This is a genomic window from Streptomyces chartreusis (assembly GCF_008704715.1).
GTDB lineage: Bacteria > Actinomycetota > Actinomycetes > Streptomycetales > Streptomycetaceae > Streptomyces > Streptomyces chartreusis.
In genome coordinates, this window is sequence record NZ_CP023689.1 from 8206759 (window position 1) to 8224284 (window position 17526).

Annotated in this window: 10 protein-coding genes and 3 rRNA genes; 8 read left to right on the forward strand and 5 right to left on the reverse strand. The window is 66.0% G+C overall.

The genetic code is table 11. The features are described 5' to 3' along the window. Window positions 1–42: 42 nt before the first annotated feature. On the reverse strand, window positions 43–1233 hold the full coding sequence (locus CP983_RS36320) for a lipid-transfer protein (RefSeq protein ID WP_150504292.1): 1191 nt from the start codon (window positions 1231–1233) through the stop codon (window positions 43–45). Further along, window positions 1230–1655 (reverse strand): Zn-ribbon domain-containing OB-fold protein, encoded by a 426-nt coding sequence (locus tag CP983_RS36325; RefSeq protein WP_150507064.1) that lies wholly within the window; start codon window positions 1653–1655, stop codon window positions 1230–1232. The genes CP983_RS36320 and CP983_RS36325 overlap by 4 nt, the downstream gene beginning before the upstream one ends. Window positions 1656–1821: 166 nt before the next feature. Between CP983_RS36325 and CP983_RS36330 the strand changes: the two genes are divergently transcribed. Continuing rightward, on the forward strand, window positions 1822–2634 hold the full coding sequence (locus tag CP983_RS36330) for a M15 family metallopeptidase (RefSeq protein WP_150504294.1): 813 nt from the start codon (window positions 1822–1824) through the stop codon (window positions 2632–2634). A 47-nt stretch (window positions 2635–2681) separates the two neighbouring features. After that, window positions 2682–3218, forward strand: coding sequence for an NUDIX domain-containing protein (locus CP983_RS36335; protein ID WP_125525392.1), 537 nt, complete (start codon window positions 2682–2684; stop codon window positions 3216–3218). Here CP983_RS36335 and CP983_RS36340 read toward each other — a convergent pair. After that, a complete protein-coding gene (locus tag CP983_RS36340) occupies window positions 3209–5587 on the reverse strand; it encodes a glycoside hydrolase family 31 protein (protein WP_150504296.1) in 2379 nt (792 codons plus the stop codon). The genes CP983_RS36335 and CP983_RS36340 overlap by 10 nt on opposite strands. Before the next feature lie 214 nt (window positions 5588–5801). Between CP983_RS36340 and CP983_RS36345 the strand changes: the two genes are divergently transcribed. Both CP983_RS36345 and CP983_RS36350 read left to right on the forward strand, forming a co-directional pair. Next, window positions 5802–7769 (forward strand): acetoacetate--CoA ligase, encoded by a 1968-nt coding sequence (locus CP983_RS36345; RefSeq protein WP_150504298.1) that lies wholly within the window; start codon window positions 5802–5804, stop codon window positions 7767–7769. 130 nt (window positions 7770–7899) lie between these two features. After that, window positions 7900–8799: a hypothetical protein gene (locus CP983_RS36350; protein ID WP_150504300.1), complete on the forward strand. Its 900-nt coding sequence runs from the start codon at window positions 7900–7902 to the stop codon at window positions 8797–8799. Window positions 8800–8870: 71 nt separating this feature from the next. Here CP983_RS36350 and ptsP read toward each other — a convergent pair whose 3' ends face one another. Beyond that, window positions 8871–10541, reverse strand: a complete 1671-nt coding sequence (ptsP, locus tag CP983_RS36355; RefSeq protein ID WP_150504302.1) for a phosphoenolpyruvate--protein phosphotransferase — start codon at window positions 10539–10541, stop codon at window positions 8871–8873. Between the two features lie 82 nt (window positions 10542–10623). Then, window positions 10624–11073 carry a PTS sugar transporter subunit IIA gene (locus CP983_RS36360; protein ID WP_093745277.1) on the reverse strand — a complete coding sequence of 150 codons (450 nt, stop codon included), beginning with the start codon at window positions 11071–11073 and terminating at the stop codon, window positions 10624–10626. Window positions 11074–11624: 551 nt separating this feature from the next. Between CP983_RS36360 and CP983_RS36365 the strand changes: the two genes are divergently transcribed. The 4 genes from CP983_RS36365 (at window position 11625) to clsA (ending at window position 17513) form a co-directional block, all read left to right on the forward strand. Further along, window positions 11625–13150, forward strand: a 16S ribosomal RNA gene (locus tag CP983_RS36365). A gap of 312 nt (window positions 13151–13462) precedes the next feature. Then, window positions 13463–16580 (forward strand): 23S ribosomal RNA (locus CP983_RS36370). Window positions 16581–16679: 99 nt separating this feature from the next. Beyond that, window positions 16680–16795 (forward strand): 5S ribosomal RNA (rrf, locus tag CP983_RS36375). Together the 16S, 23S and 5S rRNA genes form the textbook arrangement of a ribosomal RNA operon. Before the next feature lie 109 nt (window positions 16796–16904). Further along, window positions 16905–17513: a cardiolipin synthase ClsA gene (gene clsA, locus CP983_RS36380; protein WP_030966866.1), complete on the forward strand. Its 609-nt coding sequence runs from the start codon at window positions 16905–16907 to the stop codon at window positions 17511–17513. Window positions 17514–17526: the final 13 nt, after the last annotated feature.

Consider the following 17526-nt stretch of genomic DNA (forward strand, 5'->3'; position numbering starts at 1 on the left):
ACCACCCGCGCGGGCATGGTCCGCAGCCGCCGCACTCCGCTCTCAGCGCACCGCGACCACCGCCGACCCGTGTCCGAACAGCCCCTGATTCGCGGCGATGCCCACCCGCGCACCGGCGACCTGGCGGTCACCCGCAGCGCCCCTCAACTGCCAGGTCAGCTCGCAGACCTGGGCGATGGCCTGGGCCGGGACGGCCTCACCGAAGGAGGCCAGGCCGCCGCTCGCGTTCACGGGTATGCGTCCGCCCAGCGCCGTCGTGCCCTCTCTCAGCAGCTTCGCGGCCTCTCCTTCGCCGCACAGTCCGAGGTCCTCGTACCACTGCAACTCCAGTGCGGTGGACAGGTCGTAGACCTCGGCGAAGGACAGGTCCTCGGGTCCGACTCCGGCCTCCTCGTAGGCCGCGCGGGCGATCGACTCCCGGAACGTCTCGGCCGCCGGCTGCACCGCCGCCGCCGAGTCCGTCGCGATGTCGGGCAGGTCCAGGACGGTGTTGGGGTAGCGCGGCGTCACCGTGGAGACCGCCCTTATCCGCACCGGATCGGCGACCCCGTGCCGACGCGCGAAGTCCATCCCGGAGAGTACGAGCGCCGCACCTCCGTCCGATGTCGCGCAGATGTCGAGCAGCCGCAGTGGATCGGCGACCACGGCTGAGGCGGCGACCTCGTCGGCGGTGACCGCCTTGCGGTAGCGGGCGTTGGGATTGAGCGCGCCCAGGGCGGAGTTCTTCACCTTGACCTGCGCGAAGTCCTCAGGGGTGTCCCCGTGCACCGCCATCCGCCGACGCGCGTACAGCCCGAAGTAGGTCGGATTCGTCGCACCGAGGACTCGGAACCGCAGCCAGTCCGGATCGTCAGGTCGGTCGCCGCCCGCCGGCCGGAAGAAGCCCTTGGGCGCCGCGTCGGCGCCCACCACGAGTACCACGTCCGCGAGCCCCGAAAGTATCTGCGCCCGCGCGGTGTTGACCGCCTGAGCCCCTGATGCGCACGCCGCGTACACGCTTGCGACCCGGGCGCCCTGCCAGCCGAGCGCCTTCGCGAACGTCGCCCCGGCCACGTATCCCGGATAACCGCCCCGCACGGTGTCCGCGCCGACGATCGACCCGATGTCCCGCCACTCCAGGCCCGCGTCGGCCAGCGCCGCGCGTGCCGCTGCCACGCCGTACTCGACGAAGTTCCGCCCCCACTTGCCCCACGGATGCATGCCCGCGCCGAGCACCGCCACGTCGTCCGTCATTCCGTCACCCCCGTCGGCCGCCACTGCCAGGTCGTCCAGGTCGTCTCCGCGTCCTCATGGAGCACTCCGGGGACGACCTCCACCTCCATGCCCACCGTCAGATCGGCGACGGTGACCCCGGGAGCCGCCTGTCCCAGCACCACGAGGCGCTCGGATTCCAGCTCCACAGCGATCAACGTGTACGGCTCCCACGGAAGTTCCGGATTGGTCACATAGGGTGACGGAGGTCGGTACCGGCTGTCCGTGAAGGACCAGACGCGCCCGCGCCTCGACAGCGCGACTTCCTCCAGCTCACCGCCGGGGCAGCCCGGGTTGCGGCAACTGCCGTCCTCCCGAGGGAAGAACACCGACGTACACGCAGAGCAACGAGTACCGATCAGCCGGAAGTCCTCCCCGTCTCCGGCGAACCATCCGGCGACCACAGGCGTACGCGTGCGTGGCATTTCCCCTCCCGACAAGTCATCTGACGGATCGTCAGAAGTGTGTCACGGTCGACCGGATGGCGGCAGGGCGCAGGGTGCGTTCTTCGGAAGGAAGCGCACCCGATCGCTTCCCCGGCGGACCGCACAGCTGATAGATGCAGGAGACATGACACGACTCTCGACCTTGGCGCGGCGACTGACCGTCGCACTCGCCACGCTCCTCGCCGTGACCGCCGCACCCGCGACCGCCCAGGCGAAGACCGCGACCGACAAGGCCCCGAAGGACTTCGTGGCGCTGAGAACCGTGGACCCGACGATCATCCAGGAGATGCGGTACTTCACGCCGCACAACTTCGTCGGCGAGCGCATCGACGGCTACCGGCAGCCCCTGTGCATCCTCACCCGGCCCGCCGCCGAAGCGCTCCACAAGGCCCAGCTGCGGCTCCTGCGCCAGGGCTACTCGCTCAAGGTGTACGACTGCTACCGCCCGCAGCGCGCCGTGGACCACTTCGTGCGCTGGGCCGAGGACCTCGACGACCAGACCATGAAGGACGAGTTCTACCCGAACGTCGACAAGACCCGGCTGTTCCTCGACGGCTACATCGCGGAGAAGTCCGGCCACAGCCGCGGCTCCACCATGGACCTCACCATCGTCAGGCTGCCGACCAAGCCGACCCGGCCCTACCTACCCGGCGAGCCCCTGGTGCCCTGCTACGCGCCCAAGGCCGAGCGGTTCCCGGACAACTCCGTCGACATGGGCACCGGCTTCGACTGCTTCGACACCCTCTCCCACACCCTCGACCCGCGCATCCAGGGCGAACAGCACGCCAACCGGCTGCTCCTCAAGAGCACCCTCGAAGCCCTCGGATTCGTGAACCTCGCCGAGGAGTGGTGGCACTACACATACAAGCCCGAGCTCTACCCGGACACCTACTTCGACTTCCCCGTGTCCTCGAAATCCCTCACGACGCACAGGTGACCGGCCCCCGGAAGACGCCCTTCCGCCCATCGGATACAGTCCGCCGCGTGTCCGAAACTCAAGCCTCCGTTCCCAACTCCGCAGCGAACTCCCACTGTTCGACCTGCGGCGCGCCCTACGGAGAGGGCGTCTCCGGCTGGCCGCGCACCTGCCCGGTGTGCGGCGCCGTGGCCTACCGCAACCCACTGCCGGTGGCCATCGCCCTCCAGCCCGTGTACGACACGCAGGGCACTGCCCTGGTCGTCGTCACCCGCACCATCGCTCCCGCGCGCGGGGGCATCGCCCTGCCGGGCGGCTACATCGACGACCGCGAGGACTGGCGGCACGCCGTCGTCCGCGAACTCGGCGAGGAGACCGGCATCGACGCGGCCGGCCGCGACGTGCGCCTCGTCGACGCGATGAGCTCCCCGGACGGCCACCTGCTGCTGTTCGGCCTCCTCCCGGAGCGGCCCGCCGACCGTCTGCCGACGTCGGCCGCCACGGACGAGACCGAGGGCTGGCACCTTCTGCGCAGGCCGGAGGAGCTCGCCTTCCCACTGCACACGCTGGCCGTACGGGCCTTCTTCGAGGGCCGCTACATCTGAGCCGCACCCTCGCCGAGCCCGCGTACACGCACCGGACGGGGTGACGGGATCATGCCGTCCTCGTGCTCCAGATCGACGACCACACGGTCGCCGTCCCAGCGGGTGACGTAGCGCTCGATCTCCGGCTCGTCCCAGCCGTCACCCGCGTCCGGCACCACCAGCCCGCCCCCGGCCCGTCCGCGGGCGGGCGCCCACACCTCCAGTTCCAGCCCGCCGTCGTCCCCACGCACGGGGACGACGGCGCCCGAGCGCGCGAGCACCGGGATCCGTGACATGGGCGCGTCCACGAGAACCTGCCCCGGCCCTTCGTACGCCCGTCCTGTCGCCGTGTCGTACCAACGCCCCCGCGGCAACTGCACGGCACGCCGGTCCGCCCCCGGATCCAGCACCGGCGCCACCAGCAGATCGTCGCCGAGCAGAAACGCATCCTCGCAGCCGCGCAGCATGCGGTCCTCGGGCGCCGACCACCACACCGGCCGCACATAGGGCGCCCCCGTGCGCCGGGCCAGATGCGCCAGCGTCATGAAGTACGGCAGCAGCCTCCGACGCTCGACGAGCGCCACGCGCGCGTGCTCCAGAACCTCGGGGCCGAACTCCCACGGCTCCCTGCGCCCCGCCCGCAGACTCGCGTGCGTACGGAACAGCGGCAGATACGCCGCCAACTGGAACCACCGCAGATACAGCTCCGGCGACGGACTCCCGTCGAAGCCGCCCACGTCCGGCCCCGAGTACGGCACCCCGCACAGCCCGAGCCCCATGACCAGCGACAGTGATGCCCGCAGCCCGGGCCAACCCGTGGCCACGTCCCCGGACCAGCTGCCGCCGTACCGCTGCATGCCGGCCCAGCCGGAGCGCGAGAAGACGAAGGGGCGCTCCCCGGGAGCCAGCTCACGCAGCCCCTCGTAGCCCGCCCTGGCCATGCACAGGCCGTAGACGTTGTGAGCCTCCCGATGGTCACCGCCCCGCCCTTCCAGGGAATGCCTGGCCGAACGCGGCAGCGTCGACTCCCCGAACGCGGTGAACGAAGTCGGCTCGTTCATGTCATGCCAGAAACCCGCGAAACCCTGAGCCAGCCGCTCCTCGTACAGCCCGCCCCACCACTGCCGCACGTGCGCGTGCGTGAAGTCGGGGAAGACCGCATCCCCGGGCCACACCACACCTTGCGCGACCTCGCCCGAGGCGTCCCGCACGAACACGTCCAGGGCTGTCCCGCTGTCGTACACGGCGTTGCCCGGCTCGGCCTTGACCGCCGGGTCCACGATCGACACCAGACGGATCCCGTCCCGCCGCAAGTCCTCGGCGAGCTGGGGCAGCTTGGGAAAGCCCTCATGGTCGACGGTGAACACCTGGTGCTCGTCGTAGTGGTCGATGTCCAGATGGACCGCGTCCAGCGGCAGATCCCGCTCCTGGTAGCCCGAAACGATCCGCCGCACCTCATGCTCGCTGCCGAACCCCCACCGCGCGTGATGGTGCCCCAGCGCCCACGCGGGCGGCAGCGCCGCCGGGCCGGTCAGAGAGGCCCACACGAGCAGCACGCGCGCGGGAGTGCCCACCATCACCCAGCACCGCAGGGGACCGCCGTCCATCCGCAGCTCGCTGGTCCCCGCCCGGTCATGCCCGGAGCCGGCGCCCTCCTCGCCCTCCCGCAGCGTCACGGTGCCGTCCCACGAGGTGTCGTGGAACACCAGATGCGTGGCGGCGTCGGCCACCACCAGCTGCACCGGCATGGTGATGTACAGCGGGTCGTCACCGGGACCGAACGAACGCCCGGGATCGGTGTTCCACAGCGAGTACGTGCCGTCCCTGAGCCGAGGTCCCGAGGCCCGCCCCCCGAGCCCGAAGAACCGCGCGTCCGCCGCCACCTCGGACCGCTGCATCCAGCGCGCCGGCCCGCCGGCCACGGGCTCCCACCAGCGCGGCGGCACATCACGGCGCAGCGTCACACCACCGGGCGTCTGCACCTCCACGGCGCCGTGCCGCGAGATGACCACCGTCACCCGCTCGGCCACGACCCGCCAGCCACCGTCCTTGTCGGGCTCCAGGACCGCCCGGGGATCCGGTTCCGGACAGCGACCCGCCAGCGCGTACGACGGCTCCGGAGCCGACCCGTCCCAGCCCCAGAAGACAGCCCCGTTCACCGTCACGGTCACTTGCAGCTCGGACCGGCTGAACCGGATCACACCGCCCCCCGGACCGGGCCGCACCTCCTGCACGGGCCCGGGCACACGGGCGCGCTCGGCACCCCGGGGCGGCAGCCCCAGAGCGTCCGCGCGCTTCCTGCGCCACGCCGCTCGTACGGTACGCAACCCCTGGGCCGCCCCCACAGAACCGACCACCTTCATCGAACGCACCAGGTCACGACCGTCCATGCTGCTCAGCCTGCCATTCGCCGCCCCACACGCGTGCGGCGTTCAACTGCCGTTCACCCGTGCCGGGACCACATCTTCACGACACGGACTATGTGGGGCGGACCCTGGTGCAGAAGTCGATCACATGGCATCGTCCGTGTCATCCGCGTCACGCGCACACCCCCGCCGTGCGTGGAAGACGCACACGACGCGCACAGTTTCCGGGAGCCGCTCCATGTCGATCGTGAACCCCCAGCCGCTGTGGCAGCCAGACCCGCAGCGCATCGCCCGAGCACAGGTCACCCAGTTCCAGGCCTGGGCCGCCGAGAACCACGGCGCTCCCGCCGAGGGCGGCTACGCGGCGCTGCACTGCTGGTCGGTCGACGAACTGGAAACCTTCTGGACAGCCGTCACGGAGTGGTTCGACGTACGCTTCTCCACCCCCTACGCGCGCGTGCTCGGCGACCGCTCGATGCCCGGCGCCCAGTGGTTCCCCGGCGCGGCCCTCAACTACGCCGAGCACGCCCTGCGCGCGGCAGCGACCCGCGCGGACGAACCCGCACTCCTGCACGTCGACGAATCCCACGAGCCCCGCCCGGTGACCTGGTCCGAGCTGCGCCGCCAGGTCGGCTCCCTGGCCGCCGAGCTGCGCGCCCTCGGCGTACAGCCCGGAGACCGCGTCAGCGGCTACCTCCCCAACGTCCCGCAGGCCGTGGTCGCCCTCCTCGCCACGGCCGCCGTCGGCGGCGTATGGACCTCCTGCGCCCCCGACTTCGGCGCCCGCAGCGTCCTCGACCGCTTCCAGCAGGTCGAACCGGTCGTGCTGTTCACCGTCGACGGCTACCGCTACGGCGGCAAGGAACACGACCGCCGCGAGACCGTCGCCGAACTCCGCCGGGAACTGCCGACCCTGCGAGCGGTCGTGCACATTCCGATTCTCGGCACCGAGGCCCCCGAGGGCGCCCTGGAATGGTCGGCCCTCACGGCCGCCGACGTGGAACCCGTCTTCGAACAGGTCCCCTTCGACCACCCCCTCTGGGTGCTCTACTCCTCCGGCACGACCGGCCTCCCCAAAGCCATCGTCCAGTCCCAGGGCGGCATCCTCGTAGAGCACCTCAAACAACTCGGCCTGCACTGCGACCTGGGCCCCGAGGACCGTTTCTTCTGGTACACCTCGACCGGCTGGATGATGTGGAACTTCCTCGTCTCCGGCCTGCTCACCGGCACCACGATCGTTCTCTACGACGGCAGCCCCGGCTATCCCGACACAGGGGCCCAGTGGCGCATCGCCGAACGCACGGGAGCCACCCTCTACGGCACCTCGGCGGCCTACGTCATGGCCTGCCGCAAGGCCGACGTGCACCCCGCGCGCGACTTCGACCTCTCCAAGGTCCAGTGCGTCGCCACCACCGGCTCGCCACTGCCGCCCGACGGCTTCCGCTGGCTGCACGACGAAGTCCGCGACGACCTCTGGATCGCCTCCGTCAGCGGCGGCACGGACGTGTGCTCCTGCTTCGCGGGAGCCGTCCCCACCCTGCCCGTGAACGTCGGTGAGCTCCAGGCCGCCGGCCTCGGCACCGACCTCCAGTCCTGGGACCCCAGCGGCAAGCCCCTCATCGACGAGGTGGGCGAGCTGGTGGTCACCAACCCCATGCCCTCCATGCCGATCCACTTCTGGAACGACCCCGACGGCAGCCGGTACCACGACAGCTACTTCGACACCTACCCCGGCGTCTGGCGCCACGGCGACTGGATCACTATCACCTCACGCGGCTCCGTCGTCATCCACGGCCGCTCCGACTCCACCCTCAACCGCCAGGGCGTCCGCATGGGGTCCGCCGACATCTACGAAGCCGTGGAGCGACTCCCCGAGATCAAGGAGTCCCTCGTCATCGGCATCGAACAGCCCGACGGCGGCTACTGGATGCCCCTGTTCGTCCACCTGGTTCCGGGCGCCTCGCTCGACGAAGCGCTCCTCAAGCGCATCAAGCAGACCATCCGCGAACAGCTCTCACCGCGCCACGTCCCCGACGAGGTCATCGAGGTCCCCGGCGTCCCGCACACCCTCACCGGCAAGCGCATCGAGGTCCCGGTCAAGCGCCTCCTACAGGGCACCCCCCTGGACAAGGCGGTCAACCCCGGTTCCATCGACAACCTCGACCTCCTCCACTTCTACGAGGAACTCGCCCGCAAGCGCGCCTGACCGAACCGACACCCGGCCTCGGACCCACCCCACCCACGCGGAGTCCGAGGCCGCCCGCTTCCCCGCCCCCGTTGTCAGTGCCGCCGGTTACTGTGAGTGAGCATTGATCGACTGCGTATCAGGGGGAAACATGGCGCACACCGACCACCAGACGATGCGACGCGTCCTGCGCCGCGAGATCGCCGGCACGATCGGCTTGCTGACCGACGAGCACGACTTCCGAGCCATGCGGCGCTACCGCACCTTCACCTTCGACGACCACAAGATCTACCTGGAACAGGTTGAGGCCCTCCTCAGGACCCGGGCCTCCCAGGGCGGCCACACGACGATCGCCCTCTTCGACCCGCAGGAGTACGCCGAGTTCTGCGCCGACGCCGGCCTAGACCCCGACGCCCCGTCGAGCCGCACACGCTTCACCGCCGAACTCGCGACAACCGGACCCACGATCCCGTACGACGGCCGGCCGCTGTCGGACGTCGTCCCGGCCCTCGTCGACGAAGCCGTCCGACAAGCCACCTGGGAGTACGCGTCCATCCTCCTGGCACGCCTCGGCACCTGCGCCACGTGCGGCGAGGACATCGGCCGCGCCGCCTTCACACGCGCCTCCGACCTCGTCGTACGCATCCTCGACACGGCCCCGCCGGGCAGCCGGCACCTCGTATGCAGCGTCACCGGAACCCCGGAGACGCTCCTGTCCGTCCTGCACGCCGACGAGGACGACGAGGGCGCCACACACCTCGACGAGGCCGAAGCCCTGGAGTTCACCACCGTTCTCGCTCTCGGCCTCGCCACCCACAGCCCCGGCGGACTCGTGATGCGGACCAGCGCGCCCGGCACGACCGACCGCATCTACGGATGGCGCTTGCGCGGAGACCGGCTGGAGCCCCTCACCGCGGGCGAGGTCTTCGACGCCTACTGCACCGACGTCGAATCGGGCGACCTCATCTCACCGGAATCAGGCGTCGACTACTGCGTGCCCCCGGATCTCGGAGGCGGGAGCGACCAGACACCGCCCGGACATCACCACTGAGACATGGAAGGGGCGCCCCACCCGAAGGTGGGGCGCCCCGCACAACCAACATGCAGCCGTGCTGACCCGGACTACTCGCCCGACAGCACCGCCTGAGCGGCGCTGCGCGCCTCCTCGGCGCTGTCCGCCGCGCGCGCTGCCGCAGCCGCACGCTCACACTGCGCCAGCGTGTACTTCGCCAGCGTCGCCCGGACGTAAGGAATGGACGCCGAGCCCATGGACAGGGAGGTGACACCCAGACCGGTCAGCACACAGGCCAGCAGCGGGTCGGACGCGGCCTCACCGCAGACACCACAGCTCTTGCCCTCGGCCTTCGCCGCCTCCGCGGACAGCGCGACCAGGTCGAGCAGCGCGGGCTGCCACGGGTCCTGAAGGCGGGACACCGCACCCACCTGACGGTCCGCGGCGAAGGTGTACTGCGCGAGGTCGTTGGTCCCCAAGGACAGGAACTCGACCTCTTGAAGGACCGAGCGCGCCCGCAGCGCGGCGGAGGGGATCTCCACCATCGCCCCGAACTTCGCCCGCAGCCCGGCGTCACGGCACGCGTCCGCAAACGCCTTGGCGTCGGAGCGGTCCGCCACCATCGGGGCCATGACCTCGAGGTAGACGGGCAGCCCCTCCGCCGCCTTCGCGAGGGCGGTCAGCTGGGTCCGCAGCACGTCGGGGTGGTCCAGCAGCGTCCGCAGGCCACGCACGCCCAGCGCAGGGTTCGGCTCGTCGGCCGGCGTCAGGAAGTCCAGCGGCTTGTCGGCGCCCGCGTCCAGGACACGGACGACGACCCGGCCCTCGGGGAAGGCCTCGAGAACCTGCCGATAGGCCTCGACCTGCTTCTCCTCCGACGGCGCCTTCTTGCTGTCGTCGAGGAAGAGGAACTCGGTACGGAACAGACCGACGCCCTCGGCACCCGCCTCGACGGCGGCCGGAACGTCTGCCGGACCGCCGACGTTCGCCAGCAGCGGCACCTTGTGACCGTCGGCGGTGGCACCCGGCCCCGTCGACGCGGCGAGCGCGGCCTTGCGCGCGGCGGCAGCCGCCTCGAGCTCCGCCTTCTTCTCGGCGCTCGGGTTCACGAAGATGTCGCCGGTGCTGCCGTCGACCGCGATGACCGTGCCCTCGGCGAGCTCACCGGCACCCGGCAGCGCGACCACGGCCGGCACCCCGAGCGCCCGCGCCAGAATCGCGCTGTGACTGGTGGGCCCACCCTCCTCGGTGACAAAGCCGAGAACGAGAGTGGGGTCGAGCAGCGCTGTGTCCGCCGGCGCGAGGTCGCGCGCCACCAGGACATACGGCTCGTCACTGTCCGGGACACCCGGCATCGGAACCCCGAGCAACCGGGCGACGATACGATTCCGCACGTCGTCGAGGTCGGCCACGCGACCGGCAAGGTACTCACCGGCACCGGCCAGCAGCTCGCGGTACGCGGCGAAGGCGTCGTACACCGCCCGCTCGGCCGTGCTCCCGACGGCGATACGCCGGTCCACGTCCGCCATCAGCTCGGGGTCCTGGGCCATCATGGCCTGCGCCTCGAGCACCGCCTGGGCTTCGCCCCCCGCCAGGTTCCCACGCGCCATCAGGTCGGCTGCCACAGCCTCCACCGCCTTGCGGGCGCGCCCCTGTTCACGCTCCGCGTCCTCGGCCGGAATCTGCTTGGCAGGCGGTTCCAGGACCGCCGTTCCCATGTGCCGAACCTCGCCGATGGCCACACCGTGGCTCACGCCGACGCCTCGCAGCGTTGTCTCCATCTCACCCGTCTCCGATAGTGCGGCGGGTCCCGCCGCCGCGGTGGTTGTGGTCCCTACTCGCCGTCATACGACGGCATCGAAGTCACTTCCAGGTGAAGAGACTGTCGCCGGCCTTCACATCGCCGCTGTCACGCAGATCGGAGAGAGCCTCGGCGGTGGCCTCGAGGGCGACGATCGGGCACACCGGGGACTTGCCGGCCGCCTCGACGGCCGCCGGGTCCCAGCGCACGATGCTCTGGCCGCGGGTGACGGTGTCGCCCTTGTTCACGAGCAGTTCGAAACCCTCGCCGTTGAGCTGCACGGTGTCGATACCGAGGTGGGTGAGCACCCCGTGACCCTGGTCGTCCACGACGACGAAGGCATGGGGGTGGAGAGAGACGATGACCCCGTCCACGGGCGAGACGGCCTCGGAGGGCTCACGCACGGGGTCGATCGCGGTGCCCGGGCCGACCATGGCGCCGGAGAAGACGGGATCCGGTACGGACGCCAGTCCGACGGCGCGTCCTGCAAGTGGGGACGTCACTGTGGTCATGGGAAACCTCCCAGGGGTGGAGATCGTTATGGGCCGTCGCTGCCTGTGCCGGACGGCACACTGTTCAGCAGGGTATGTCACATGAAGTGCCGGTTCCGCGTGGGCACTCCAGAGTGGTCTAGACCATACCGCAAATCGATTTGCACGCGCTCCACGGCCACGTGTACAGTCGTACTCCTGCTTGGGACCGAGTGACGCAGCTAAGCGTTCTTGCCCGGCAGCACCCAAACTTGTCAGATCCTATCTCGGGGTCACTTTCTGCATGCCTGCAGGACGGTGGTCAGAGGGCCGGAAAAACACTGATAGAGTTTGGAACACCGAAGGGAAGCGCCTGGAGGAAAGCCCGAGAGGGTGAGTACAAAGGAAGCGTCCGTTCCTTGAGAACTCAACAGCGTGCCAAAAATCAACGCCAGATATGTTGATACCCCGTCTCCAACCGTTCGGTTGGGGCGAGGTTCCTTTGAAATAACACAGCGAGGACGCTGTGAACCGGGAGACTATTCCTCTCCTGGTTCCGCTCTCGTGTGTGTGCACCGGATGACCGGTAAACATTCACGGAGAGTTTGATCCTGGCTCAGGACGAACGCTGGCGGCGTGCTTAACACATGCAAGTCGAACGATGAACCACTTCGGTGGGGATTAGTGGCGAACGGGTGAGTAACACGTGGGCAATCTGCCCTTCACTCTGGGACAAGCCCTGGAAACGGGGTCTAATACCGGATAACACTCCTGTCCTCCTGGACGGGGGTTAAAAGCTCCGGCGGTGAAGGATGAGCCCGCGGCCTATCAGCTTGTTGGTGAGGTAATGGCTCACCAAGGCGACGACGGGTAGCCGGCCTGAGAGGGCGACCGGCCACACTGGGACTGAGACACGGCCCAGACTCCTACGGGAGGCAGCAGTGGGGAATATTGCACAATGGGCGAAAGCCTGATGCAGCGACGCCGCGTGAGGGATGACGGCCTTCGGGTTGTAAACCTCTTTCAGCAGGGAAGAAGCGAAAGTGACGGTACCTGCAGAAGAAGCGCCGGCTAACTACGTGCCAGCAGCCGCGGTAATACGTAGGGCGCAAGCGTTGTCCGGAATTATTGGGCGTAAAGAGCTCGTAGGCGGCTTGTCACGTCGGGTGTGAAAGCCCGGGGCTTAACCCCGGGTCTGCATTCGATACGGGCTAGCTAGAGTGTGGTAGGGGAGATCGGAATTCCTGGTGTAGCGGTGAAATGCGCAGATATCAGGAGGAACACCGGTGGCGAAGGCGGATCTCTGGGCCATTACTGACGCTGAGGAGCGAAAGCGTGGGGAGCGAACAGGATTAGATACCCTGGTAGTCCACGCCGTAAACGGTGGGAACTAGGTGTTGGCGACATTCCACGTCGTCGGTGCCGCAGCTAACGCATTAAGTTCCCCGCCTGGGGAGTACGGCCGCAAGGCTAAAACTCAAAGGAATTGACGGGGGCCCGCACAAGCAGCGGAGCATGTGGCTTAATTCGACGCAACGCGAAGAACCTTACCAAGGCTTGACATACACCGGAAAGCATTAGAGATAGTGCCCCCCTTGTGGTCGGTGTACAGGTGGTGCATGGCTGTCGTCAGCTCGTGTCGTGAGATGTTGGGTTAAGTCCCGCAACGAGCGCAACCCTTGTTCTGTGTTGCCAGCATGCCCTTCGGGGTGATGGGGACTCACAGGAGACCGCCGGGGTCAACTCGGAGGAAGGTGGGGACGACGTCAAGTCATCATGCCCCTTATGTCTTGGGCTGCACACGTGCTACAATGGCAGGTACAATGAGCTGCGATACCGTGAGGTGGAGCGAATCTCAAAAAGCCTGTCTCAGTTCGGATTGGGGTCTGCAACTCGACCCCATGAAGTCGGAGTTGCTAGTAATCGCAGATCAGCATTGCTGCGGTGAATACGTTCCCGGGCCTTGTACACACCGCCCGTCACGTCACGAAAGTCGGTAACACCCGAAGCCGGTGGCCCAACCCCTTGTGGGAGGGAGCTGTCGAAGGTGGGACTGGCGATTGGGACGAAGTCGTAACAAGGTAGCCGTACCGGAAGGTGCGGCTGGATCACCTCCTTTCTAAGGAGCACTTCTCACCAACTCCGGTTGGTCAGAGGCCAGTACATCGGCGAATGTCTGATGCTGGTTGCTCATGGGTGGAACGTTGATTATTCGGCCGATCTTCTGGGTCGGAGGCTTGCCAGTACTGCTCTTCGGAGCGTGGAACGCATGATCTCCGGACAGGGTCCGGCCTGGCACGCTGTTGGGTGTCTGAAGGTACGGCCGGTCAGGCTGCCTTCAGGTGCCGGCCCCAGTGAACTCGCTGATGACAGCGGGGTGATGGGTGGCTGGTCGTTGTTTGAGAACTGCACAGTGGACGCGAGCATCTGTGGCCAAGTTTTTAAGGGCGCACGGTGGATGCCTTGGCACCAGGAACCGATGAAGGACGTGGGAGGCCACGATAGTCCCCGGGGAGTCGTCAACCAGGCTTTGATCCGGGGGTTTCCGAATGGGGAAACCCGGCAGTCGTCATGGGCTGTCACCCTTGTCTGAACACATAGGGCAAGTGGAGGGAACGCGGGGAAGTGAAACATCTCAGTACCCGCAGGAAGAGAAAACAACCGTGATTCCGGGAGTAGTGGCGAGCGAAACTGGATGAGGCCAAACCGTATACGTGTGAGACCCGGCAGGGGTTGCGTATGCGGGTTGTGGGATCTCTCTTTCACAGTCTGCCGGCTGTGAGACGAGTCAGAAACCGTTGATGTAGGCGAAGGACATGCGAAAGGTCCGGCGTAGAGGGTAAGACCCCGTAGTCGAAACATCAGCGGCTCGTTTGAGAGACACCCAAGTAGCACGGGGCCCGAGAAATCCCGTGTGAATCTGGCGGGACCACCCGCTAAGCCTAAATATTCCCTGGTGACCGATAGCGGATAGTACCGTGAGGGAATGGTGAAAAGTACCCCGGGAGGGGAGTGAAATAGTACCTGAAACCGTGTGCCTACAAGCCGTGGGAGCGTCGGATATGTGCTTGCACATATCTCGTGACTGCGTGCCTTTTGAAGAATGAGCCTGCGAGTTTGCGGTGTGTTGCGAGGTTAACCCGTGTGGGGAAGCCGTAGCGAAAGCGAGTCCGAATAGGGCGGTATAGTAGCGCGCTCAAGACCCGAAGCGGAGTGATCTAGCCATGGGCAGGTTGAAGCGGAGGTAAGACTTCGTGGAGGACCGAACCCACCAGGGTTGAAAACCTGGGGGATGACCTGTGGTTAGGGGTGAAAGGCCAATCAAACTCCGTGATAGCTGGTTCTCCCCGAAATGCATTTAGGTGCAGCGTCGTGTGTTTCTTGCCGGAGGTAGAGCACTGGATAGGCGATGGGCCCTACCGGGTTACTGACCTTAGCCAAACTCCGAATGCCGGTAAGTGAGAGCGCGGCAGTGAGACTGTGGGGGATAAGCTCCATGGTCGAGAGGGAAACAGCCCAGAGCATCGACTAAGGCCCCTAAGCGTACGCTAAGTGGGAAAGGATGTGGAGTCGCAGAGACAACCAGGAGGTTGGCTTAGAAGCAGCCACCCTTGAAAGAGTGCGTAATAGCTCACTGGTCTAGTGATTCCGCGCCGACAATGTAGCGGGGCTCAAGCGTACCGCCGAAGTCGTGTCATTGCAGCAATACTCCCAACGGAGGCTGTGATGGGTAGGGGAGCGTCGTGTGCCGGGTGAAGCCGCGCCGGAAGGCAGTGGTGGACGGTTCACGAGTGAGAATGCAGGCATGAGTAGCGATTCACACGTGAGAAACGTGTGCGCCGATTGACTAAGGGTTCCTGGGTCAAGCTGATCTGCCCAGGGTAAGTCGGGACCTAAGGCGAGGCCGACAGGCGTAGTCGATGGATAACCGGTTGATATTCCGGTACCCGCTGTGAAGCGTCAAACATCGAACCCATTAATGCTAAGGCCGTGAAGCCGCCCTGGAGCCTTCGGGCAAAGGGGAGTGGTGGAGCCGCCGAACCAAGGTGGTAGTAGGTGAGTGATGGGGTGACGCAGGAAGGTAGTCCATCCCGGGCGGTGGTTGTCCCGGGGTAAGGGTGTAGGACGTCAGGTAGGCAAATCCGCCTGACATGTGTCTGAGACCTGATGCCGAGCCGATTGTGGTGAAGTGGATGATCCTATGCTGTCGAGAAAAGCCTCTAGCGAGTTTCATGGCGGCCCGTACCCTAAACCGACTCAGGTGGTCAGGTAGAGAATACCGAGGCGTTCGGGTGAACTATGGTTAAGGAACTCGGCAAAATGCCCCCGTAACTTCGGGAGAAGGGGGGCCATGTCCGGTGATTGGATTTACTCCATGAGCTGGGGGTGGCCGCAGAGACCAGCGAGAAGCGACTGTTTACTAAAAACACAGGTCCGTGCGAAGCCGTAAGGCGATGTATACGGACTGACGCCTGCCCGGTGCTGGAACGTTAAGGGGACCGGTTAGCTCCATTTCGGTGGGGCGAAGCTGAGAACTTAAGCGCCAGTAAACGGCGGTGGTAACTATAACCATCCTAAGGTAGCGAAATTCCTTGTCGGGTAAGTTCCGACCTGCACGAATGGCGTAACGACTTCTCGACTGTCTCAACCATAGGCCCGGTGAAATTGCACTACGAGTAAAGATGCTCGTTTCGCGCAGCAGGACGGAAAGACCCCGGGACCTTTACTACAGTTTGATATTGGTGTTCGGTTCGGCTTGTGTAGGATAGCTGGGAGACTGTGAACTCTGGACGCCAGTTCAGGGGGAGTCGTCGTTGAAATACCAGTCTGGTCGTGCTGGATGTCTAACCTGGGTCCGTGATCCGGATCAGGGACAGTGTCTGATGGGTAGTTTAACTGGGGCGGTTGCCTCCTAAAGAGTAACGGAGGCGCCCAAAGGTTCCCTCAGCCTGGTTGGCAATCAGGTGTTGAGTGTAAGTGCACAAGGGAGCTTGACTGTGAGACCGACGGGTCGAGCAGGGACGAAAGTCGGGACTAGTGATCCGGCGGTGGCTTGTGGAAGCGCCGTCGCTCAACGGATAAAAGGTACCCCGGGGATAACAGGCTGATCTTCCCCAAGAGTCCATATCGACGGGATGGTTTGGCACCTCGATGTCGGCTCGTCGCATCCTGGGGCTGGAGTCGGTCCCAAGGGTTGGGCTGTTCGCCCATTAAAGCGGTACGCGAGCTGGGTTTAGAACGTCGTGAGACAGTTCGGTCCCTATCCGCTGCGCGCGCAGGAATATTGAGAAGGGCTGTCCCTAGTACGAGAGGACCGGGACGGACGAACCTCTGGTGTGCCAGTTGTTCTGCCAAGGGCATGGCTGGTTGGCTACGTTCGGGAGGGATAACCGCTGAAAGCATCTAAGCGGGAAGCCTGCTTCGAGATGAGTATTCCCACCCACTTGATGGGGTAAGGCTCCCAGTAGACGACTGGGTTGATAGGCCGGATCTGGAAGCACGGTAACGTGTGGAGGTGACCGGTACTAATAGGCCGAGGGCTTGTCCTCAGTTGCTCGCGTCCACTGTGTTGGTTCTGAAACCACGAACAGCCCCGCATCCCGGGTTTCTGGGGTGTGGTGTGGCATGGTTCGACAGTTTCATAGTGTTTCGGTGGTTATAGCGTGAGGGAAACGCCCGGTTACATTCCGAACCCGGAAGCTAAGCCTTACAGCGCCGATGGTACTGCAGGGGGACCCTGTGGGAGAGTAGGACGCCGCCGAACTCCTTTTAGAGCTCTGGCTCTTGGGCACTCAGCCCAAGGGCCAGAGCTTTTTTGCGTTGAGGTAGGGTCAGGGGGCATCGTAGGTACGTTTCCCACAGGAGGCCCCCGGGTGGAGGTCCAGGAGACCCGTGTCCAGACAGACCGGGTCCTCACCATCCCCAACATCCTCAGCATGGCGCGGCTGCTTGGCGTGCCGCTGTTCCTGTGGCTGATTCTGAGGCCTGAGTTCGGCGGGCCGAAGAGTGACGGCTGGGCTCTTCTGGTGTTGGCTCTGAGCGGCGTCAGTGACTACCTGGACGGCAAGCTCGCGCGGCGCTGGAACCAGATCAGCAGCCTCGGCCGGCTTCTCGACCCGGCGGCCGACCGGCTCTACATTCTCTCGACTTTGGTCGGTCTCACGTGGCGCGAGATTCTGCCCATCTGGTTGACCGCTGCACTTCTGGCACGTGAGCTGGTTCTGCTGGTGATGGTGGGCATCCTCAGGCGGCACGGGTATCCGCCGCCGCAGGTGAACTTCCTTGGGAAGGCAGCTACGTTCAACCTGATGTATGCCTTCCCGTTGCTGTTGCTCAGTGACGGAAGTGGATGGATCCCGTCACTCGCTGCTATTTTCGGATGGGCGTTCGCCGGATGGGGTACAACGCTGTACTGGTGGGCAGGAGTTCTCTACGTGGTTCAGGTCCGCCGCCTGGTCCGAGCGGACGCCATGGCCGAGTGAACTCGCGGATTGA